18 protein-coding genes are annotated in these 22577 nt (G+C 61.3%); 13 read left to right on the forward strand and 5 right to left on the reverse strand.

What is annotated here, in order from left to right; all coding sequences use genetic code 11:
* The first annotated feature begins 34 nt into the window (after positions 1–34).
* The 6 genes from AEQ63_RS21650 to gcvP all read left to right on the forward strand — a co-directional run bounded on the left by AEQ63_RS21650 (position 35) and on the right by gcvP (position 9118).
* Positions 35–1252: a 2-octaprenyl-3-methyl-6-methoxy-1,4-benzoquinol hydroxylase gene (locus AEQ63_RS21650; protein WP_177330612.1), complete on the forward strand. Its 1218-nt coding sequence runs from the start codon at positions 35–37 to the stop codon at positions 1250–1252.
* A gap of 221 nt (positions 1253–1473) precedes the next feature.
* Positions 1474–2478 (forward strand): extracellular solute-binding protein, encoded by a 1005-nt coding sequence (locus AEQ63_RS21655; RefSeq protein WP_064364687.1) that lies wholly within the window; start codon positions 1474–1476, stop codon positions 2476–2478.
* Positions 2479–2722: 244 nt separating this feature from the next.
* Positions 2723–4339: an ABC transporter permease gene (locus AEQ63_RS21660; protein ID WP_064364688.1), complete on the forward strand. Its 1617-nt coding sequence runs from the start codon at positions 2723–2725 to the stop codon at positions 4337–4339.
* A 155-nt stretch (positions 4340–4494) separates the two neighbouring features.
* Positions 4495–5577: a glycine cleavage system aminomethyltransferase GcvT gene (gene gcvT, locus AEQ63_RS21665; protein WP_064364689.1), complete on the forward strand. Its 1083-nt coding sequence runs from the start codon at positions 4495–4497 to the stop codon at positions 5575–5577.
* Between the two features lie 47 nt (positions 5578–5624).
* The gene (gene gcvH / locus AEQ63_RS21670; RefSeq protein ID WP_042607071.1) at positions 5625–6008 is read left to right on the forward strand and encodes a glycine cleavage system protein GcvH; all 384 of its coding nucleotides are present in this window, start codon (positions 5625–5627) and stop codon (positions 6006–6008) included.
* Positions 6009–6244: 236 nt separating this feature from the next.
* Complete coding sequence (gene gcvP, locus AEQ63_RS21675) at positions 6245–9118, forward strand: aminomethyl-transferring glycine dehydrogenase (protein ID WP_064364690.1); 2874 nt, start codon at positions 6245–6247, stop codon at positions 9116–9118.
* A gap of 177 nt (positions 9119–9295) precedes the next feature.
* Here the strand turns inward: gcvP and AEQ63_RS21680 are convergent, their stop codons facing one another.
* From AEQ63_RS21680 to AEQ63_RS21690, 3 genes are all read right to left on the reverse strand, one after another.
* Positions 9296–9616, reverse strand: coding sequence for a DUF2388 domain-containing protein (locus AEQ63_RS21680; protein ID WP_172667868.1), 321 nt, complete (start codon positions 9614–9616; stop codon positions 9296–9298).
* A 66-nt stretch (positions 9617–9682) separates the two neighbouring features.
* On the reverse strand, positions 9683–11467 hold the full coding sequence (locus AEQ63_RS21685) for a GspE/PulE family protein (protein ID WP_064364691.1): 1785 nt from the start codon (positions 11465–11467) through the stop codon (positions 9683–9685).
* 92 nt (positions 11468–11559) lie between these two features.
* Positions 11560–11898, reverse strand: a complete 339-nt coding sequence (locus AEQ63_RS21690) for a hypothetical protein (RefSeq protein ID WP_064364692.1) — start codon at positions 11896–11898, stop codon at positions 11560–11562.
* Between the two features lie 126 nt (positions 11899–12024).
* Here AEQ63_RS21690 and AEQ63_RS21695 point away from each other — a divergent pair, with 126 nt between their 5' ends.
* Positions 12025–12489, forward strand: coding sequence for an Lrp/AsnC family transcriptional regulator (locus tag AEQ63_RS21695; RefSeq protein WP_042607067.1), 465 nt, complete (start codon positions 12025–12027; stop codon positions 12487–12489).
* A 120-nt stretch (positions 12490–12609) separates the two neighbouring features.
* On the opposite strand, the gene AEQ63_RS21700 is transcribed toward AEQ63_RS21695, so the two are convergent.
* Positions 12610–13980 (reverse strand): CYTH domain-containing protein, encoded by a 1371-nt coding sequence (locus tag AEQ63_RS21700; protein WP_039757448.1) that lies wholly within the window; start codon positions 13978–13980, stop codon positions 12610–12612.
* Between the two features lie 156 nt (positions 13981–14136).
* Here AEQ63_RS21700 and argE point away from each other — a divergent pair, with 156 nt between their 5' ends.
* The gene (gene argE, locus AEQ63_RS21705; protein WP_064364693.1) at positions 14137–15294 is read left to right on the forward strand and encodes an acetylornithine deacetylase; all 1158 of its coding nucleotides are present in this window, start codon (positions 14137–14139) and stop codon (positions 15292–15294) included.
* A gap of 274 nt (positions 15295–15568) precedes the next feature.
* The gene (argA, locus tag AEQ63_RS21710; RefSeq protein WP_064364694.1) at positions 15569–16870 is read left to right on the forward strand and encodes an amino-acid N-acetyltransferase; all 1302 of its coding nucleotides are present in this window, start codon (positions 15569–15571) and stop codon (positions 16868–16870) included.
* Positions 16871–16956: 86 nt separating this feature from the next.
* On the opposite strand, the gene tauA is transcribed toward argA, so the two are convergent.
* Positions 16957–17946: a taurine ABC transporter substrate-binding protein gene (tauA, locus tag AEQ63_RS21715; protein WP_152972404.1), complete on the reverse strand. Its 990-nt coding sequence runs from the start codon at positions 17944–17946 to the stop codon at positions 16957–16959.
* Positions 17947–18310: 364 nt separating this feature from the next.
* On the opposite strand from tauA, the gene AEQ63_RS21720 reads away from it, so the two are divergent.
* The 4 genes from AEQ63_RS21720 (at position 18311) to AEQ63_RS21735 (ending at position 22557) form a co-directional block, all read left to right on the forward strand.
* Positions 18311–19654 (forward strand): OprD family porin, encoded by a 1344-nt coding sequence (locus AEQ63_RS21720; protein WP_064364696.1) that lies wholly within the window; start codon positions 18311–18313, stop codon positions 19652–19654.
* A gap of 291 nt (positions 19655–19945) precedes the next feature.
* Complete coding sequence (locus AEQ63_RS21725; RefSeq protein ID WP_024014725.1) at positions 19946–20584, forward strand: peroxiredoxin; 639 nt, start codon at positions 19946–19948, stop codon at positions 20582–20584.
* Between the two features lie 315 nt (positions 20585–20899).
* Positions 20900–21493: an NADPH-dependent FMN reductase gene (ssuE, locus tag AEQ63_RS21730; RefSeq protein ID WP_042607062.1), complete on the forward strand. Its 594-nt coding sequence runs from the start codon at positions 20900–20902 to the stop codon at positions 21491–21493.
* An 89-nt stretch (positions 21494–21582) separates the two neighbouring features.
* Complete coding sequence (locus tag AEQ63_RS21735; RefSeq protein ID WP_064364697.1) at positions 21583–22557, forward strand: sulfonate ABC transporter substrate-binding protein; 975 nt, start codon at positions 21583–21585, stop codon at positions 22555–22557.
* Positions 22558–22577 lie beyond the last annotated feature (20 nt).

A 22577-nucleotide genomic window follows, 5' to 3' on the forward strand; every position in this document is an offset into this window, starting at 1 on the left:
CAAGCCGCAAGCGAGACAGGCCTAAAGCATGGAAATGCGCGCAGATCTGCTGATTGTCGGAGCCGGAATGGTCGGCAGCGCCTTGGCGCTGGCACTACAGGACAGCGGCCTGGAAGTGCTGCTGCTCGATGGCAGCCCGTTGAGCGTGAAGCCGTTCGATGCCGAAGCGGCGTTTGAATCGCGGGTCAGTGCGTTGTCGGCGGCGAGCCAGCGCATCCTCGAACGCCTCGACGTGTGGGATGGCATCGCCCAACGGCGCAGCAGTCCGTACACCGACATGCACGTCTGGGACGGCAGCGGCACCGGGCAGATTCATTTCTCGGCGAGCAGCGTGCATGCCGATGTGCTCGGCCACATCGTTGAAAACCGCGTGGTCCAGGACGCCCTGCTCGAACGTTTGCACAACTGCGATCTGGGCCTGCTCGCCAATGCGCGGCTGGAGCAGATGCGTCGCTCCGGCGATGACTGGCTGCTGACCCTGGCTGACGGCCGCACCCTGCGCGCGCCGCTGGTGATCGCGGCGGATGGCGCCAACTCTGCAGTGCGCCGTCTCACCGGCGTGGCCACTCGCGAGTGGGATTACCTGCATAACGCCATCGTCACCAGCGTGCGCTGCAGCCAGCCGCACCGCAAAACCGCGTGGCAGCGCTTTACCGATCACGGGCCGTTGGCGTTTCTGCCGCTGGAACGCGATGGCCAGCAGGACTGGTGCTCGATCGTCTGGTCGACCACGCCAAGTGAAGCCGAGCGCTTGATGGCTCTGGACGACGCTGGGTTTTGCGCCGAACTGGAGCGAGCCTTTGAGGGACGCCTCGGTGAAGTGATCAGCGCCGATCCGCGTCTGTGCGTGCCGCTGCGTCAGCGCCATGCCAAGCGCTACGTCGCGGAAGGCCTGGCCTTGATCGGTGACGCGGCACATACCATTCACCCATTGGCGGGGCAGGGCGTGAATCTCGGTTTCCTCGATGCAGCGGTACTGGCGCAAGTGTTGCTGCAAGCGCATGAGCGCGGCGAGCGATTGGCGGACGTGAAAGTGCTGAGCCGCTACGAGCGTCGGCGCATGCCGCATAACCTGGCGCTGATGGCGGCGATGGAAGGCTTTGAGCGCTTGTTCCAGGCCGATCCGCTGCCGCTGCGCTGGCTGCGCAATACCGGGCTGAAACTGGTCGAGCAGATGCCTGAGGCCAAGGCGTTGTTTGTGCGCGAGGCGCTGGGGTTGACGGGTGATCTCCCCACCCTGGCAAAGCCCTGAAATCTGTTCAAGGCTGATGGCCTCATCGCGAGCAGGCTCGCTCCTACAGGGGAATGCATTCCAATTGTAGGAGTGAGCCTGCTCGCGATGGCGCCAGTCGATTCAACCACAGCATTCGGACTGTGCAACATCTGGTAACGCCTTCCCCCAGTGTTCGATTGTGGTGGTAAATGTGAGTCCTTATCATTTGGCTCACATTTTCCGACCGAGAGACCACTCCCATGTTGGCACCCAAGCGTCTTCTGACCGCACTGGCCCTGACCCTGATCGGCAGCACCACTGCCCAGGCTGCCGATGAGGTGGTGGTCTACTCGTCGCGTATCGATGAGCTGATCAAGCCGGTATTCGATGCCTACACCGCCAAGACCGGGGTGAAGATCAAGTTCATCACCGACAAGGAAGCGCCGCTGATGCAGCGCATCAAGGCCGAAGGTGAAAACGCCACCGCCGACCTGCTGCTCACTGTCGATGCCGGCAACCTCTGGCAGGCTGAGCAGATGGGCATTCTGCAGCCGTTCACCTCGAAAACCATCGACACCAACATTCCGCCGCAATATCGCTCCTCCACTCACGCCTGGACCGGCCTGAGCCTGCGCGCCCGGACCATCGCCTATTCCACCGAGCGGGTGAAACCGGGCGAACTGACCACCTACGAAGCGCTGGCCGACAAGAACTGGGAAGGTCGCCTGTGCCTGCGCACGGCGAAGAAGGTCTACAACCAGTCGCTGACCGCGACCATGATCGAAGTCCACGGCGCCGAGAAGACTGAGAAAATCCTCAAGGGCTGGGTCAACAACCTGTCCACTGACGTGTTCTCCGATGACGTTGCGGTGCTGGAAGCGATCAACGCCGGGCAGTGTGACGTCGGCATCGTCAACACTTATTACTACGGTCGCCTGCACAAGCAGAAGCCGGAATTGCCGGTGAAGCTGTTCTGGCCCAATCAGGCCGATCGCGGTGTGCATGTGAATCTTTCGGGCATCGGCCTGACCCTACACGCGCCGCACCCGGAAGCGGCCAAGGCTTTGGTTGAATGGATGACCACGCCTGAGGCGCAGAAGATTTTCGCTGACGTGAACCAGGAGTTCCCGGCCAACCCGGCGGTGGCGCCCTCGGAAGAAGTCGCGGCGTGGGGCAAGTTCGTGGCCGATACCTTGCCGGTCGAGGTCGCGGGCAAACGCCAGGCCGAAGCGATCCGGATGATGGATCGGGCGGGGTGGAATTGAGTCTGTTCCGATAACACCGTTTACTTTAGATCGCTGCCCTCACCCCAGCCCTCTCCCGGGGGGAGAGGGAGCCGATTTGTGTTGGATTCGAACCTGAGTTCGGCTTGCTACCTCAGATCGGCATAATACGTACAAGCGACGCGGTCGGTCCCCTCTCCCTCCGGGAGAGGGCTAGGGTGAGGGCAGCACTCTCAACCTGGAATACGCAATCCAAGACCACGCCAATACCTCCAGAGACCCAAAAGTGGCCCACCCCGCCCAACGCCGCTGGTACCCCATCGTCTTCGCCATCGCTGCGCTGGTGCTGTTGCCGCTGAGCGTGTTGCTGCTGTCGTGGCAGACCATCGATCAGCAGATCTGGTCGCACCTGTGGGAAACCCAGATGCCGCGTCTGCTCGGCAATACGCTGACGCTGATCCTCGGCGTCGGTGTCGGCGTGACGCTGCTCGGTGTCAGCCTGGCCTGGCTGACCAGCCTCTGCGAATTCCCCGGCCGGCGCTGGCTCGACTGGGCGCTGATGCTGCCCTTTGCCATTCCGGCGTATGTACTGGCGTTCGTTTTCGTCGGCCTGCTGGATTTCGCCGGCCCCGTGCAGTCCCTGTTGCGCGAATGGTTCGGCACGGGCCTGCGCCTGCCCCGGGTGCGCTCCACCGGCGGGGTAATTGTGGTGCTGGTGCTGGTGTTTTATCCCTACGTTTACCTGCTGGCGCGCACCGCGTTTCTGGCCCAGGGCAAAGGCTTGATGGAGGCGGCGCGGGTGCTCGGGCAATCGCCGTGGCAGGCGTTCTGGCGGGTCGCGTTGCCGATGGCGCGTCCGGCGATCGGCGCGGGCGTGGCGCTGGCGCTGATGGAAACCCTGGCCGATTTCGGCGCGGTATCGGTGTTCAATTTCGACACCTTCACCACCGCCATCTACAAAACCTGGTACGGCTTCTTCAGCCTGCCCAGCGCCGCGCAATTGGCGAGTCTGTTGCTGTTGGTGGTAATGCTGGTGCTGTACGGCGAACGCCGGGCACGCGGAGCGAATCGGGCCAGTAATGAGCGGCCACGGGTGAAAGCGCTGTATCACCTGCGGGGAATCAAGGCATTCGCGGCGACGGGCTGGTGTGGATTGGTGTTCGCCTGCGCCTTCGTCATTCCGGTGCTGCAACTGATCGTGTGGTTCTGGCAGCGCGGGCGCTTCGATCTGGACGAGCGCTACGCCGGGCTGATCCTGCACACGCTGTATCTGGGCGCGATGGCGGCGCTGATTACCGTCAGCGTTGCGTTGTTGCTGGCGTTCGCCCGGCGTCTGGCGCCGACCCCTACGATAAACTCCGGCGTCGGCCTGGCCAATCTCGGCTACGCGTTGCCCGGTTCGGTGCTGGCGGTGTCGATCATGCTCGCTTTCAGTTATCTGGATCGGGAACTGGTGATTCCACTCTCCGCGTGGCTCGGCGGTGCCGGCAAACCACTGTTGCTCGGCAGCCTCGCCGCTTTGCTCATGGCTTATCTGGTGCGTTTTATCGCCGTCGCTTACGGGCCGCTGGAAAGCAGTCTGGCGCGTATACGGCCATCTTTGCCCGAAGCAGCACGTAGCCTGGGTGTCAGTGGGCCGCGACTGTTTTTCAAAGTGTATCTGCCGCTGTTGCTGCCCGGCACGCTGAGCGCCGCGTTGCTGGTGTTCGTCGATGTGCTCAAGGAAATGCCCGCGACGCTGCTGATGCGCCCGTTTGGCTGGGACACGCTGGCGGTGCGCATCTTTGAAATGACCAGCGAAGGCGAATGGGCGCGCGCCTCATTGCCGGCATTGACCCTGGTGCTGGTTGGTCTATTGCCAGTGATCGGATTGATTCGACGCTCAGCGCACCGAAACACTTAGTAGTGAGTCCTACATCATGCGGCTACAATGCGCGGCATTCGGTGCGGTTCGTCTGACAGACCCGTGCGCTGGAATCGGCTGCAAGCCTTATCCATCAAGGCTTTCAGCCGTATAGCGGCGGTCCGCACCCTCGCCACGCCCGGAAGGAGAAACCCATGGGACAGCGTACGCCTCTGTATGACCTGCACCTCGCGCTCGGCGCGAAGATGGTCGATTTTGGCGGTTGGGACATGCCACTGCATTACGGCTCGCAGGTCGAGGAGCACCACGAAGTGCGCCGCGATTGCGGGGTGTTCGATGTTTCCCACATGACCGTGATCGATGTCACCGGTGCCCAGGCCAAGGCCTGGCTCCAGCATCTGCTGGCCAATGATGTCGAGCGCCTGCAGCATCCCGGCCGGGCGTTGTACAGCACCATGCTCAACGAGCGTGGCGGCATCGTCGACGACATGATCGTCTACCGCCTCGACGACGCTTACCGGCTGGTGTTCAACGCCTCTACCCGCGATCAGGATCTGGCCTGGATGAACGCCCAGCTCGGTGCTTACGACGTGCAACTGCACGAGCGCTCCGAGCTGGCGATGCTTGCCATCCAGGGCCCGCAGGCCCGGCACAAGATCGCCGAACTGGTGACTCAGTCCCGCGCCACGCTGATCCAGCAACTCAAACCTTTCGAAGGCGCCATCGACGGCGACTGGTTCATCGCGCGCACCGGTTACACCGGCGAGGATGGTCTGGAGATCTGCCTGCCGGCGAATCAGGCGCCGGGTTTTTTCAACGACCTGGTCGGCGCCGGCATTTCGCCGATCGGCCTTGGCGCCCGCGACACCTTGCGCGTCGAGGCCGGGATGAACCTCTACGGTCAGGACATCCACCAGGACGTTTCGCCGCTGGCCTCGAACATGGCTTGGAGCATCGCCTGGGAACCGGCGTCGCGTCAGTTCATCGGCCGCGCGGCGCTGGAGGCGGAAAAAGCCGCCGGCGTGGCGCACAAACTGGTCGGTCTGGTGCTCGAAGAACGCGGGGTTCTGCGCGCTCACCAGGTGGTTCGCATCGCCGATGTTGGCGAAGGGGAGATCACCAGTGGTAGTTTCTCTCCTACGCTGAGCAAATCGATTGCCCTGGCGCGTGTGCCGATGGCAACTGCCGACCGCGCCGAAGTGGAAATCCGTGGCAAGTGGTACCCGGTACGGGTGGTCAAACCGACCTTCGTACGCCATGGCAAAACCTTGATCTAACCTTTTCTGGCGGGCATGACCGCTGACCAATTTCCGAGGAACCGAAGATGAGCGATATCCCTGCCGAACTGCGTTTTGCCGAAAGTCATGAATGGGCGCGTCTGGAAGCTGACGGCACCGTCACCGTGGGCATCAGCGATCACGCACAGGAAGCGCTGGGCGACGTGGTGTTCGTCGAACTGACCGAAGTCGGCAAGGTGTTCGCCGCCGGTGACCAATCCGGCGTGGTCGAGTCGGTAAAAGCCGCCTCCGACATCTACGCCCCGGTCAGCGGCGAAGTCATCGCGATCAACGAAGAGCTGAGTGGCTCGCCCGAGCTGCTGAACTCCGACCCGTACGGCGCGTGGATCTTCAAGCTCAAGCCAAGCGACAAGGCCGAGCTGGACAAGCTGCTGGATGCGGCGGCTTACAAGGCTGCCATCGGCGAGTAACCTGCCGGCATGACCCAAAGCCCCGATTCGTCGGGGTTTTTTTATGGGCGACGAATATCCCTTTGTGGGAGCGAGCCTGCTCGCGAAAGCGCCATATCAGTCAATGCCAATGTGTCTGAAACACCGCTTTCGCGAGCAGGCTCGCTCCCACAGGGCTGGCGTGATCTTGAAAATTCGCCTGCTATGCTGGTTTGACCGTGTCGATTGACGCCAAGCCCCAGCCAGGAGAGCCCGTCATGCCCCAGTCGCCGTCCCTGAGCCAGTTACGCGATCCCGAAGCCTTTCTGCGCCGTCACCTCGGCCCGGATGCTGCCGAGCAGCAGGCGATGCTCGACAGCCTGGGCCTGGGCAGTCGCGCCGAGCTGATCGAGCAGACCGTGCCCCCGGGCATTCGCTTCAATCGCGCACTGGATCTGCCGCCGGCCCTCGACGAGCAAGCTGCGCTGGCGAAACTGCGCGGTTACGCCGAGCAGAATCTGCTGTTCACCAGCCTGATCGGCATGGGCTACCACGGCACCGTCACGCCAACCGTGATCTTGCGCAACGTGCTGGAAAATCCCGGCTGGTACACCGCGTATACCCCATACCAACCAGAGATCGCCCAAGGCCGGCTCGAGGCGCTGCTGAATTTTCAGCAGCTGACCATCGACCTCACCGGCCTGGAGCTGGCCAACGCCTCGCTGCTCGATGAGGCCACCGCTGCCGCCGAAGCCATGGCTCTGGCCAAGCGCGTGGCGAAGTCGAAGAGCAATGCGTTTTTCGTCGATGAAAACTGTCATCCACAAACCCTCTCCGTGGTGCAGACCCGCGCCGAAGGTTTCGGCTTCGAGCTGATCGTCGACGCGGTGGATAACCTGGCGCAGCACGAGGTGTTCGGTGCGCTGCTGCAATATCCCGACACCCACGGCGAAATCCGCGATCTGAAACCGCTGATCGATCACCTGCACGCGCAGCAGGCCCTGGCCTGCGTTGCCACCGACTTGCTCAGCCTGCTGGTGCTGACGCCGCCGGGTGAGTTGGGTGCCGATGTGGTGTTTGGTTCGTCCCAGCGTTTTGGCGTGCCGATGGGTTATGGCGGCCCCCACGCGGCGTTCTTCGCCAGCCGCGAAGAGTACAAGAGGGCGATTCCGGGAAGGATCATCGGCGTGTCGAAGGATGCTCGCGGCAACGTCGCGCTGCGCATGGCCCTGCAGACTCGCGAGCAACATATCCGCCGCGAGAAGGCTAACTCGAACATCTGCACGGCACAGGTGCTGCTGGCGAATATCGCCAGTTGCTATGCGGTGTATCACGGCCCCGAGGGCTTGAAGCGTATCGCCCAGCGCGTGCATCGTCTGACCTGCATCCTCGCGGCTGGACTTGAGCGCAACGGCATCAAACGGCTCAACGCCCAGTTCTTCGACACGCTGACTCTGGAAGTCGGCGGCGCACAAACGGCGATCATCGAAAGCGCTCAGGCAGCGCAGATCAACCTGCGCATTCTCGGTCGCGGCCGCGTCGGTCTGAGTCTGGACGAGACCTGTGATGAACACACCGTGGCGAAACTGTTCGATGTGCTGCTCGGTGCCGATCATGGCTTGAGCGTCGACGCGCTGGATGCCGAAGACATCGCCTCGGGAATTCCAAGTGAGCTCCAGCGCAGCACGCCGTACCTGCGCCATCCAGTATTCAATGCTCACCACAGCGAAACCGAGATGCTGCGTTACCTCAAACAACTGGAAAACAAGGATCTGGCGCTCAACCAGTCGATGATTCCCCTCGGCTCCTGCACGATGAAACTCAACGCCACCAGCGAGATGATCCCGATCACCTGGCCGCAGTTCGCCAATCTGCATCCGTTCGTGCCGAGAGAGCAGGCCGCCGGTTACACGCTGATGATCGAAGAGCTCGAGCGTTGGCTGTGTGCAATTACCGGTTTCGATGCGATCTGCATGCAGCCCAACTCCGGCGCCCAAGGCGAGTACGCAGGCTTGCTGGCAATTCGCAAATATCACGAGAGCCGGCGCGAGGGCGCGCGGGAGATCTGCCTGATTCCGTCGTCGGCCCACGGCACCAATCCGGCTTCGGCGCAGATGGCCGGGATGCGCGTGGTCATTGTCGAGTGCGATGAGGCGGGCAACGTTGATCTGGACGACTTGAAGCTGAAAGCCGCCGAGGCCGGGAACAAGTTGTCGTGTCTGATGGCGACCTATCCATCGACCCATGGCGTGTACGAGGAAGGCATCAGCGAAATCTGCGCAGTGATTCACCAGCACGGCGGCCAGGTGTACATGGATGGCGCCAATCTCAATGCCCAGGTTGGTCTCGCCCGTCCGGCGGACATCGGCGCCGACGTGTCGCACATGAACCTGCACAAGACCTTCTGCATTCCCCATGGCGGCGGCGGGCCGGGCATGGGCCCGATCGGCGTTCGCGTGCATCTGGCGCCCTTCGTCGCTAACCACCCGGTGGTGCCGATTGACGGGCCACTGGCGCAGAACGGCGCAGTCAGTGCAGCACCGTGGGGCAGTGCGAGCATTTTGCCGATCAGTTGGATGTACATCGCCATGATGGGTCCGCAACTGGCGGATGCCAGCGAGGTGGCGATTCTGGCGGCGAACTATCTGGCGCAGCATTTATCCGGCGCGTTTCCGGTGCTCTACACCGGGCGCAATGGCCGCGTGGCGCATGAATGCATTCTTGATCTGCGACCACTGAAGGCGCAGACCGGCATCAGTGAGGAAGACGTGGCCAAGCGTCTGATGGATTACGGTTTCCACGCGCCGACCATGTCTTTTCCGGTGCCCGGGACGTTAATGGTCGAGCCGACCGAGAGCGAATCCAAGGCGGAACTCGACCGGTTCATCGCGGCGATGCTGAGTATTCGCGCAGAGATCAATGAAGTGCAGAAGGGCAACTGGCCGGGCGAAGACAACCCGCTCAAACGCGCCCCGCATACGCTGGCCGATGTCACTGGGATCTGGGAGCGGCCCTACAGCCTCGAACAGGCCATCACCCCGGATGCGCACACCCGAGCCCACAAGTACTGGCCGGCAGTGAATCGGGTGGATAACGTTTACGGCGATCGCAATCTGTATTGCGCCTGTGTGCCGGTGGATGATTATCGCTGATACATAGGTGTACACAGTTCCCCTGTAGGAGTGAGCCTGCTCGCGATAGCGGTGAATCAGTCACCGGAGAATTTGCCTGATACACCGCTATCGCGAGCAGGCTCACTCCTACAAGGGATTGTGGTGGAGCTGAAATCCGGGCAAAAAAAATGCCGCTCGATCGAGCGGCATTTTTTGTTACTCGGAAGCCACGGCGTTCTTCGCCAGAATCGCGTTCGCCAGTTCCATGTCCGAGGCCTGCAGACCCGGGTTGTCGGCGCGGACTTTCTGCATCGCTGCTTCCAGGTACGGGCCACGGATGCCGCCGTCGCTGGCGACGAAGCTGCCGGCATCGTCCTGGGCGGCGACGATCAGCTTGTGATCCTTGAACGTCAGGTAGGTCGAACCGGTGGTGGCGCCGGAAGAGATGACGTTACGCCAAAAGCTGTCCGCCATGGCCGAACCAACGGGAAGCGACAGCAGGGCCAAGGTGGCGACAGCAAGTTTGAGACGCATGATGGGGTGACTCCTGGGGATTGACTACGGCGTTGGATCGGCGATCCATCGATCCAGTTCCGTGGCGACTTATTTCAACTCACTTTGTGGCGTCACCCGCAGCACTTCCTCCACCGTGGTCAGGCCCGCCGCGACCTTCTGCGCGCCGGACAGGCGCAAGCTGCGCATGCCTTCCTTGAAGGCCTGGCGCCGAATCGCGGTGAGGTCGGTGTCCGGGGTGATCAGCGCTTTCAGGCTGTCGCTCAGTTGCATGATTTCGTAGACCCCGGCGCGGCCGCGATAGCCGGTGTCGCGGCATTCCAGGCAACCGATCGCCCGTTGCGCATGGCTCGGCAGCGGCGCCTGCCATGGCCGGGTCAGGGTTTGCCAATCTTCCTCTTCGAGCGTCAGCGGCGCCTTGCAGTGCGGGCACAACGTGCGCACCAGCCGCTGGGCCATGACCCCCAGCACGGTCGCCTTGATCAGGTAATGCGGCACGCCGAGCTCGAGCAAACGGCTGATGGCGCTTGGCGCATCGTTGGTGTGCAGCGTCGACAGAACCAAGTGCCCGGTGAGCGCGGCCTGAATCGCCATTTCCGCGGTTTCCAGATCGCGGATCTCGCCGATCATGATGATGTCCGGGTCCTGTCGCATCAGCGCGCGCACCCCGGAGGCGAAGCTCAGTTCGATGTTGTGCTGCACCTGCATCTGATTGAAGGCCGGCTCGACCATTTCGATCGGGTCTTCGATGGTGCAGAGGTTGACCTCCGGCGTCGCCAGTTTTTTCAGCGTGGTGTAGAGGGTGGTGGTCTTGCCCGAACCGGTCGGCCCGGTGACCAGAATGATGCCGTTGGGCTGGCGGGTCATGTCCTGCCAGCGCCGCAGGTCGTCGGCGCTGAAACCCAACTGGTCGAAATTCTTCAGCAGCACTTCCGGGTCGAAAATCCGCATGACCATTTTTTCGCCGAACGCCGTCGGCAGGGTCGACAGACGCAATTCCACTTCGCCGCCATCCGGGGTCTTGGTCTTGACCCGGCCGTCCTGGGGTTTGCGCTTTTCCGCGACGTTCATGCGACCGAGGCTTTTCAGGCGACTGACAATTGCCATGGTCACCTGCGGCGGGAATTGATGGACGTTGTGCAGCACGCCGGCGATGCGAAAGCGCACGGTGCCGTGCTCGCGGCGCGGTTCGATGTGGATGTCACTGGCGCGCTGCTGGAAGGCGTACTGGAACAGCCAGTCGACGATGTTGACGATGTGCGCGTCGTTGGCGTCCGGCTCCTGATCGCTGGCGCCGAGATTGAGCAGTTGTTCGAAGTTGCCGAGATTGCCGCCCTGCGCGTCGGCATTGCTGGCGCCGCTGACCGATTTGGCCAGACGAAAGAACTCGACGCTGAAGCGCTGGATATCCACCGGGTTGGCCACGACCCGTTTGATCGGCAACTTCAATACGTGGGTCAGATCGGCTTCCCATCCGTTGACGTAAGGCTGGGCGCTGGCCACGGTCACCGCATCACGGTCCACGGCGACGGCGAGAATCCTGTGCCGTTGCGCGAAGGCATAGGACATCAGCGGTGTGATCGCTGCGACGTTGATTTTCAACGGATCGATGCGCAAGTACGGCTGGCCGGCCTGTTGTGCCAGCCACAGGGTCAGGCTTTCCAGATCCAGATATTTGCCTGGCCGGCTGAGGTCGTCGAGTTGTTGGCTGGCGATGAACTCCAGCGGATGCATCTGCCCGTGAGCAGCATGGCGACGGCGGGCATTGAGCGCCTGTTCCGCCGCGTCCTGGCAGATGAAGCCTTGGGCAACCAGTTCACGCAGTACATCGTTGAGGTCCAGCCAGCGGTCCTGAGTGACAAATTGAACGGACATGTGGCTTTCCTTTTTAAGCGTCATGCCCAAAAGGATAGTCGTGGCGCTGCTGACCGTTGGGCCACTACCCGACGAAGCCGTTGCCGGATCTGTCAGCCGGCGGCTTGCACGGGCGCCTGCCATGCCGCGTCGACGTTGTGCAGATCCACCGAGCAGACGCTGATCAGGTTGCGCAGTTTTTCCGCGATCACCTGCGCGCGATGCCAGCTCAGGCCGCTCATCAGCAGATCGATCGACAGCAGATCGTCTTGGCGCTGCACGTTGACCTGCTCCGGCGTCAGGAACTGCAAGGCGAACAGATTCAATACCCGCACCAGCAGATCGGGCTCGGCCTCGGCGAGGATTTGGTATTGCGCCAGGCAGTGCGCGTTACTGATGTTCCAGACATCGGCGCGGGTGGCGGGGCTGTTCACGGCTTCAAGGTGCGGCATGGCGAGTCTCCAAAGGTACTGGAGAAATTTTTACATTCGGCGCGGGGTATTTCTTGGCTATGATCGGCGCTTGACGGGATTTATCGAAATCGATGATTCGTGAAAGCTGATCTTTGAGGATTTTTTATGCACAGCGAGCTGGATGGCTACGATCGCAAGATTCTCGCCTTGCTGCAGCAAGACGCTTCGCTGTCGAGCGCGCAGATCGCCGAGCAGGTGGGCCTGTCGCAATCGCCGTGCTGGCGGCGGATTCAGCGGATGAAGGAGGAGGGCATCATTCGCGGGCAGGTGACCTTGCTGGATCGCAAGAAGATCGGCCTGAACACGCAGATCTTCGCCGAGATCAAACTCAACGCCCACGGCCGGTCGAACTTCACCGAATTCACCGAGGCGATTCGCGGCTTTCCGGAAGTGCTGGAGTGTTATGTGCTGATGGGTGCCGTGGACTTCATGTTGCGCATCGTTGCGGCGGACATCGAGGCGTACGAGCGGTTCTTCTTCGAGAAGCTGTCGCTGGTGCCGGGGATACAGGAAGTGAATTCGATCGTGGCGCTGTCGGAGATCAAGTCCACCACGAGCCTCCCGGTCTGATAGCAATTGTGGCGAGGGAGCTTGCTCCCGCTGGAGGCCGGAGGACTCCCTGTTCCTGCGGACGCAGGTTTCGGGGCCGCTTCGCAGCCCAGCGGGAGCAAGCTCCCTCGCCACAACGTGTTACATGCGCAGGAGGATCTTCCAGGCGCGGTTCTGGTACACCGCAATCGCCTGATGCTTGCGTGCATCGAGCAGTTCGTCGGTGATGGTCGGCTCGTTGGCCAGTTGCGCCAGTTTGTTCAGTTCACCGTAGAGGCGATCCATTTCCGGGATATCCAGCACGTTGCGTGCATGGTGCAGCCAGACCTGAATGCGCTCGATGCGCGGCAGTTGCTCGGCGAGATCTTCCGGCTGCTGCTGGTAGCGCTGCAACTGCAGAGCGGTGGCTTCTTCGCCCAGCAGACGCGGCAACCAGCTGTGCAGTTGCGCGTCCCCCTGACGGTTGCCTCGAGTGTTGCGGTCGGCGGTCCAGGTACGGGCCAGCAGCCAGCGCGAGGCGTTCAGCGAGAACTGACCCCAGCGCGGGTCTTCCAGCTCTTCGAGGAACTGCTCAGGCGCGGCTTTGCGCACGTCTTCGTCTTCGATGCCGACCTGCACCAGCGGGCGCCAGTCTTCCAGCAAGGCATCAAGGGCGACGCGCAGGTCGTGGGTCGACTGACGCGGTGCCGCTTGACCGAGGCTGCTGAGCAGGGCGCGCATTTCCGCGAGGTTCTCGACCCAGTCCTGCAGCAGGCGCCAGTGGCCGTTGAAGCGATATTGTTCGGCCAGACGCTGGCTGCTGCCGAGCAGGTGCCAGCTCAGCGCGGCGAAGGCGTCGTCGAGACGGGTTTCGGTGGTCAGCTGCGGCGCTGGCAGGCTCAGCGAGTAGCTGTTGGCGTCGTGCAGGCGATAACCGCGCTCGGCCTTGCTGATGTCGCACGGCATCAGTGCCAGGGTCTCGGCCAGTTCAGCAGCCAGTTCCAACAGCGCGGCGGGCTCGCCTTCGCGCAGCTCCAGTTCCAGTTCGCAGATCTCTTCCTTCTGCTTGCCGACCACCACGTGACCGAGATCCAGCGCCGCCTCGATGACCACTTTGGTCTTGCCACGGCCCCAGGCGATTTCAGCGCGCTCGCGGACGAAATCAGTGGTAAAGATCGGCTTGAGGGTTTTCTTGTCCAGCTCGGCCAGCGCCTCGGGCCAGCATTCGCCGTCGAGTTTCTTCACGTCGAGCTTGGCTTTCGGGAGCTTCCAGTCGTACTCGTTACGCTCGGACAGACCGGCGACGCTCTGGCCACGGGTCTTGAGGGTCTGAATCACTTCGTCACCGTCCTTGCGCAGGCGCAGGGCGACTTTGGCCTGGGCCAGATCGCGCTCGGGGGTGTCGAAATACTGATTCATCAACTCACGGCGTTCCCAGCCACTTTTGTTGCGCTTCTTCAGCAGCGGGTGCTCGCGCAGGGCAGCGAGGGTTTCGCGGCTGACGCGGAGTTTGATTTCGGTTTCTTTTTGCATGGCCGGAACATCCAGAATCGGGAGCGCAGCCGGGGGAATGTGTGGCTGCCAAGGCCGTGCAGTGTACAGGAGTCAAACTTCCTACGCCCTGCGGCGGTTTATTCCGCGCGCCGGATGGTTCTATAGTGGGCCTCAATCCGGGACCTGGAGTCAGTGATGCCATTGCCGTCCATGCAAGACCAGTTCGCCGCGCTGATTGCCGCGCCATCGGTCAGCTGTACCCAACCGAGCCTCGATCAATCCAACCGCGCCGTCATCGATCTGCTGGCGGGGTGGCTGGGTGACCTGGGTTTCAGCTGCGATATCCAGCAGGTCAGCCCCGGCAAATTCAATCTGCTCGCCAGTTTTGGCAGTGGTCCCGGCGGCCTGGTGCTGGCCGGGCACAGCGACACGGTGCCCTATGACGACGCGTTGTGGCAGACCGACCCGCTGAAGCTCACCGAAGTCGATGGCCGCTGGGTAGGGCTGGGCAGTTGCGACATGAAGGGCTTCTTCGCGCTGATCATCGAAGCCGTGCAGCCGCTGCTCGAGCAACCGTTCAAACAACCGCTGCTGATTCTCGCCACCTGCGACGAAGAAAGCTCGATGTCCGGCGCCCGCGCGCTGGCCGAGGCCGGGCAACCGCTGGGCCGCGCGGCAGTGATCGGCGAGCCGACCGGGCTCAAGCCGATCCGCATGCACAAAGGCATCATGATGGAGCGCATCGACATCCTCGGGCAGAGCGGTCATTCCTCGGATCCGCGCCTGGGCCACAGCGCCCTTGAAGCGATGCACGATGCCATCGGCGAACTGCGCGGCCTGCGCCTGTTGTGGCAGCGTGAATTCAGCAATGCGCAATTCAGCGTGCCGCAACCGACGATGAACTTCGGCTGCATTCATGGTGGCGACAACCCCAATCGCATCTGCGGCCAGTGTTCGCTGGAATTCGACCTGCGGCCGCTGCCGGGCATGGACCCGAACGTGCTGCGTGCGGAAATTTTGCGCAAGCTCAACCCGGTGGCCGAGCGGCACAAGGTGAAAATCGATTACAAACCGCTGTTCCCGGAAGTGCCGCCGTTCGAGCAGGCCGAGGATGCCGAACTGGTGCGCATCGCCGAAAAGCTCACCGGTCATCGTGCCGAAGCAGTAGCGTTCGGCACCGAAGCGCCTTATCTTCAGCGCCTCGGCTGCGAAACCATCGTGCTTGGCCCCGGCGACATCGCCTGCGCGCATCAACCGGGCGAGTACCTTGAAATGTCACGTTTGCAGCCTACCGTGCATCTGATTCGGCAGTTGATTGAACATTACTGCCTGAGCCCGGACAAACTTGTGTGAGTGAATGCTGTACCTGTAGGAGTGAGCCTGCTCGCGATAGCGGTGAGTCAGTCACCGAAGATATTGACTGAAATTCCGCTATCGCGAGCAGGCTCACTCCTACAGGGGAGTTGTGTTTTGTCTGACCGAACCCGCTAAATTGCCTGCACCCCAACCCGTATTCATGAGGAGAGCGCGCGTGTCGCCAAGCCTGTTCCGACGATAACCATCAGCCCGCTGTGCGTTTTTCGTTTCGCCCCTTTTTTCGGCTGCTCTTTATTACAGGCCCAGGTTCATGCCCGAATACGTCAATTGGCTCCGCCACGCGTCTCCCTACATCAATGCCCACCGCGATTGCACCTTCGTCGTCATGCTTCCCGGCGACGGCGTCGAGCATCCGAATTTCGGCAATATCGTCCACGACCTGGTCTTGCTGCACAGCCTCGGCGTGCGTCTGGTGCTGGTGCACGGTTCGCGCCCGCAGATCGAAACCCGCCTCGCCGCCCGTGGCCTGACCCCGCATTACCATCACGGCATGCGCATCACCGATGCCGCGACTCTGGAATGTGTGATCGATGCGGTCGGCCATTTGCGTATCGCCATCGAAGCGCGGCTGTCGATGGACATGGCCTCTTCGCCGATGCAGGGCTCACGCTTGCGCGTGGCCAGCGGCAACCTCGTCACGGCGCGGCCGATCGGCGTGCTGGAGGGCGTCGACTATCACCACACCGGCGAAGTGCGTCGGGTCGACCGCAAGGGCATCAACCGCCTGCTCGACGAGCGTTCGATCGTGCTGCTGTCGCCGTTGGGCTACTCGCCGACCGGCGAAATCTTCAACCTTGCTTGCGAAGACGTCGCCACCCGCGCCGCGATTGATCTGGGCGCGGACAAGCTGCTGTTGTTCGGCGCCGAGCTCGGCCTGATCGACGAGAACGGCAAACTGGTGCGCGAACTGCGCCCTCAACAGGTGCCGGCGCATCTGCAGCGCCTGGGCATGAGCAACTATCAAGCGGAGTTGCTCGATGCCGCCGCCGAGGCCTGCCGTGGCGGCGTGGCGCGCAGCCATATCGTCAGTTACGCCGAAGACGGCGCGCTGCTGACCGAACTGTTCACCCGTGACGGTGGCGGTACGCTGGTCGCGCAAGAGCAATTCGAGCTGGTGCGCGAGGCAGCGATTGAAGACGTCGGCGGCCTGCTCGACCTGATCAGTCCGCTGGAAGAGCAGGGCATTCTGGTGCGTCGCTCCCGTGAAGTGCTGGAGCGTGAGATCGAGCAGTTCAGCGTGGTCGAGCGTGAAGGGATGATCATTGCTTGTGCGGCGCTGTATCAGATTGCCGATTCCGATGCGGGCGAGCTGGCGTGTCTGGCGGTGAATCCGGAATACCGCCATGGCGGCCGCGGCGACGAATTGCTTGAGCGCATCGAAACCCGGGCGCGGGCGCAGGGTTTGAAAACCCTGTTCGTGCTCACCACCCGCACTGCGCACTGGTTCCGTGAGCGCGGGTTCGAGCCGAGCAGCGTCGAACGCCTGCCAGCGGCGCGGGCGTCGCTGTACAACTATCAGCGCAATTCGAAGATTTTCGAAAAAACTCTGTAAAACCGTGTCGCACCGTCGCTCCCACAGGAAAGCGCATTCCAGTGTGGGAGCGACGGTGCGACGATTCGACCTGCTCGCGAAGCTTTTTACTGGGTGATGAATTTCGCGCTGACGTAAGGCGAGTAATCCGGCAGCACCGTCTCGACCTTGCCCTGTTCTTTCAGGAATTTCGCCGTTTCAGCAATTGCCTTCGCGGTGCCGCCGTCCAGCAGCGCCGTGGTTTGCTGCGCCTTGGCATCCGGGAATGCCGAACCGGCCAGCAGTTCCGGCACATCCGCCGCGTTGGCACCAGTCAGTTTGGCGATTTTCTGCACAGGCACCGAGTCGGCTGTCCAGCCGTCCTTGTGCGCGGCGTAATCAGCGAAGGAGTCCAGGGTGACCTTGGCGAATTTCGCCACGACCTCGGGATGCTTCTCGGCAAAATCCTTGCGCGCGACCCACACCTCGAATGTCGGCGCACCCCACTGGCCGACTTGTGCGGCGTCGGTCAGGGTCTTGCCTGTCTTGCGAATCTCGCCCAGCGCCGGAGACCAGACAAACGCCCCGTCAATGTCGCCACGCTTCCACGCGGCGGCGATTTCCGCCGGTTGCAGATTGACCACTTTGACTTGCGAAGTATTCAGGCCCCAGTGCTTCAGCGCCCCGAGGAGACTGTAGTGCGAGGTCGATACGAACGGCGTGGCGATGGTCTTGCCGACCAGATCCTGCGGCTTGTCGATGCCGCTGCCGTTGCGCACCACCAAAGCTTCGGCGGCGTTGATCTGCGCCGAAACGATGAACGCCACAATCGGCAGATTACGTGACGCCGCCGCAGCCAAAGGGCTCGAGCCGAGGTTGCCGATCTGCACGTCGCCGGAGGCGATGGCTGTCACTACTTCCGGGCCGCTGTTGAAGCGCCGCCAGTCGATCTTCTCGCCAATGGTTTTTTCATAGACGCCGTCGGCCTGTGGCACTTTGCTGGGATCGATGCCGGTCTGGTAGCCGACAGTCAGACCGGCGGCCTGTGCGGAAAAACAAAACAGTGCCGACACACAAACTGTAACAAATTGACTTGATAGTGCGCGTTTCGCCATGATGCGTCGCCTTTTCGATGGGATTTGCCGTGTTGGGAGTACGGCAAAGCTAATCGATCTAAAAAAAGGTCAACAAATACCATTTAGGAATGAGCTTAGGCGCCGATACGCTGTTTCCCGGCGCGGATGGCCATTAATGGGCCATATACCCGAATGGTATGAAAAAGAATGAATAAATTCTTTTTGGGATTATCAGGAAGTCTTTACGCTGCAGGGACCAAATCACTAGCGATTAGACGATGGTCGTAGACACACAAGGTTACGATTGACTTGGCAGTCACGGTCTGGCGCTAATCGCGAATCTTAGGATTCAGGGCAAATCGACCCCGAACCAGGAACACAAGAATTAGAACGAGAGGAGCGATACATGAACAAGTCCACCTTGGCCCTGGCTGTGGCCGTTGGGGTTATGGCGCAGCAGGCAGGCGCCGCCGGTTTCATCGAAGATAGCAAGGCTACTCTGGGTCTGCGCAACTTCTACATCAACACTGACAACCGTGACGGCGCTGGCGCCAACAAGAACGAAGAATGGGGCCAGGGCTTCGATCTGCGTTTCATCTCCGGTTACACCCAAGGCACCGTAGGTTTCGGTCTCGACGCCATCGGCCTGCTGGGCATCCGTCTTGATTCGGGCGGCGGCACCAACGGCAACAGCGGTACCGCTTACGGCGGCACCGTGTTCCCGAGCGAGTCCAACGGCAAGGCCGTGGACAACTTCTCCAGCCTGGGCCTGACTGCCAAAGCCAAGATCTCCCAGACTGAACTGAAGCTCGGTACCCTGCAGCCAAAACTGCCGGTGATCGTGACCAACGACGGTCGTCTGCTGCCACAAACCTGGCAGGGTGGCCAGATCACTTCCGGCGAGATCAAGGACCTGACCCTGGTCGGCGGTCAGATCGAAGCGGTAAAAGGTCGTAACTCCAGCAACAACGAAAACCTCTCGATCGGTGGTGCCAACTCCCGTGGCACGGCTTTCCGTGACAGCAACAAGTTCATCTACGCCGGTGGTGACTACAAGATCACCAAAGACCTGACTGCCCAGTACTACTACGGCAACCTGGAAGATTTCTACAAGCAGCACTTCCTCGGTCTGGTGCACAACTGGTCGATCGGCCCGGGCGTGTTGAAATCCGATCTGCGTTACTTCAACAGTTCCGATGACGGCAAGAACGGTACTGACTCGGCTTACTACAGTTCGGGTAACTACACCGGTTTCCGTAACGGCCGCGGTGAAGTCGACAACAACCTGTACAGCGGCCTGTTCCTGTACACCGTTGCCGGTCACACCTTCGGTGGCGGTTACCAGGTTTCCAACGGCAGCAGCGACTTCCCTTGGCTGAACCAGGGTGACGGTTCGTCGAACTACACCATCACCGACATGCAGATTCAGAAGTTCGGCCGCGCCGGTGAGAAAACCTGGCAGGCTCGCTACTCCTATGACTTCGCCAAGGTCGGCGTACCTGGCCTGACGGCGGGTGTGGTCTACCTCAAAGGCGACAGCATCGACACCGTTGGTACCAACGGCCGTGAAAACGCTTCGAACCGCTCCGAGTGGGAACGCGACTTCACCATCGGTTACGTAGTACCGGAAGGCCCGTTCAAGAACGTCGGCCTGATGTGGAAAAACGCTGTATGGCGCACCGACCTGCCGAACACCCGTTCGCAGGACGAAAACCGCCTGATCGTCAGCTACTCGATCCCGCTGCTGTAATCACGCGGCTCGATTCGCAGACAAAAAAAGCCCCGTCCGGCATCGCGCCGGACGGGGCTTTTGCGTTTCGAGTCAGGCTCACCCCCGTAAGCCCTTCTCGATTCCCTCTTTGCTGCAACTCAAGGCCTTCTCGAACCTTGCGTGCGATGTTCGTCGCGATGCGGGCCAGTGTCCAATGAACAGATGTTTAATATTCATTAATGATCTAGATATCTAGTTATTTATTCTTTTTCACACTGATCGATCCCGAGCTACAGTTGTTGTCTCCCATCCCTCATCAGGAGCAGCACCATGAGCCTCAGACTCGGCGACATCGCCCCCGATTTCGAACAGGATTCCAGCGCCGGCAAGATTCGTTTCCACGAATGGCTGGGCGACAGCTGGGGCGTGCTGTTTTCCCATCCGGCGGATTTCACCCCGGTGTGCACCACGGAGCTGGGTTTCACCGCCAAGCTCAAGGATGAATTCAGCCAGCGCGGCGTAAAAGCCATCGCGCTGTCGGTCGACCCGGTGGACTCGCACCACAAGTGGATCGAAGACATCAACGAAACCCAGAACACTATCGTCAATTTCCCGATCCTCGCCGATGCCGATCGCAAGGTCTCCGATCTCTACGATCTGATCCACCCGAATGCCAACGACACCCTGACCGTGCGTTCACTGTTCGTGATCGACCCGAACAAGAAGATCCGCCTGACCATCACCTATCCGGCAAGCACCGGGCGCAACTTCCACGAGATCCTGCGGGTGATCGACTCGCTGCAGCTCACCGACAACTACAAGGTGGCCACCCCGGCCAACTGGCAGGACGGTGAAGAAGTGGTGATTGTGCCGTCGCTCAAGGACGAAGACGAGATCAAGCAGCGCTTCCCGAAAGGCTATCGCGCGGTGAAGCCTTACCTGCGCCTGACGCCGCAACCCAACAAGTGATTTCTGCGGAGTAGCCGCTGGCGCCATCGCGAGCAGGCTCACTCCTACATTTGGAATGCGTTTCCCTGTAGGAGTGAGCCTGCTCGCGAAGGCGCCAGCCCAGGCAACCGAAAATCCGGAACCACAAAGCAGGGGATTTCCGGCCGTTTCGACGGCCTTTTTTTTCGCCTGGATTCTGCTCAGCGGCATATCTCTTAAACGCATAACCAAATGAATAAATATGATTTATGGATATATAAATCAGCTGGTAAGGTCACTGCCATTGAAGCGAGATCGCAGCCTGCGAATCGCCTGTAACGCTTAAAGGAATCTGCAATGCTGGTCGTCTCACTCGGTGGCAGCCCCAGCCTGCGCTCCCGTTCCGGAGTGCTGCTGGAGCGTTCGCAACGCTGGTTGCAACAGCAAGGGGTGGAAGTGGTGAGTTATCAGGTACGGGACTTCCCGGCCGAGGATCTTCTCCACGCCCGCTTCGACAGCCCGAAGGTCCTCGACCTGCTGCAACAGATTGAAAACGCCGATGGCCTGCTGATCGCCACCCCGGTGTACAAGGCCTCGTTTTCCGGAGCGCTGAAGACTCTGCTGGATCTGCTCCCCGAGCGTGCCCTGAACCACAAGATTGTCTTGCCGATGGCCACCGGCGGCAGCATCGCCCACATGCTGGTGGTCGATTACGCCCTCAAGCCTGTGCTGTCGGCACTCAAAGCCCAGGAAATGCTCCAGGGTATTTTCGCCGAGGACAGCCAGATCGCTTACGGCGAAGGCAGTGCCGCCGCGCAACTGGCGCCGGCCCTGGAGCAACGCTTGCACGAGGCGCTGGACCAGTTCATCGGCGCCATGGCGCGTCGGCCGAAACCGCTGGAGCCGGGCCTGTTGAACGAACGTTTGTTGAGTGCTCGCTGGAGCATTTAAGCCTCACCGGAATTTGAAGTACTGGCCTTACTCGCCCGCCAACGGGCAAGCAGGTGCAGCCAAAACCCAACAGCAAAAAGGAGAGCGCTATGCGCACTGTATTTTTGCGTCGTGGTCTGGTCGCTCTGTTTGCTGCGGCTGTGTCCTTCGGCGCCATCACTCAAGCTCAAGCCGAGACATTGCGGATCGGTTATCAGAAGTACGGCACGCTGGTGCTGCTCAAAGCCAAAGGCACCCTGGAAAAACGTCTGGCGGCGCAAGGCGTCGACGTGCAATGGACCGAATTCCCCGGCGGCCCACAACTGCTGGAAGGCCTCAACGTCGGCTCGATCGATTTCGGCGTGACCGGCGAAACCCCACCGGTTTTCGCCCAGGCCGCTGGCGCTGATCTGCTCTACGTCGCCTACGAACCGCCAGCGCCGAACAGCGAAGCGATCCTCGTGCCGAAGGACTCGCCGATCAAATCCGTGGCCGATCTCAAGGGCAAGAAAGTCGCCCTGAACAAAGGCTCGAACGTCCACTACCTGCTGGTGCGTGCGCTGGAAGACGCCGGCCTCAAGTACAGCGACATTCAAACGGTGTTCCTGCCACCGGCCGATGCCCGCGCTGCGTTCGAGCGTGGCAGTGTCGACGCCTGGGTCATCTGGGACCCGTACCAGGCCGCTGCCGAGCAACAACTGCAAGCGCACACCCTGCGCGACGGCAAAGGCATCGTCGACAACCACCAGTTCTATCTGGCGACCAAACCCTACGCGCAGAAAAATCCCGAGGTGATCAAGACCCTCGTCGAAGAAGTGCGCGCGGTTGGTGAATGGTCCAAAGCCAATCCTGAAGACGTGACCCGGCAGGTCGCGCCGCTGCTCGGCCTGCCGGCGGACATCACCCTGACCTCGGTGAAACGCCAGGGCTATGGCGCGCTGTTCCTGACCCCGGACGTGGTCGCCGCGCAACAGAAAATCGCCGACACGTTCTTCCAGCTCAAGCTGATTCCCAAGCCGTTGAGCATCAAGGATGTGATCTGGACCCCGCCGGCCGCTGTGGCCCAAAGCTCACAAGCCGAGTAATTCGAATCTACAAGGAGACC

Origin of the sequence: Pseudomonas sp. RIT-PI-o (assembly GCF_001297215.1) — a bacterium.
Lineage (GTDB): Bacteria > Pseudomonadota > Gammaproteobacteria > Pseudomonadales > Pseudomonadaceae > Aquipseudomonas > Aquipseudomonas moraviensis_A.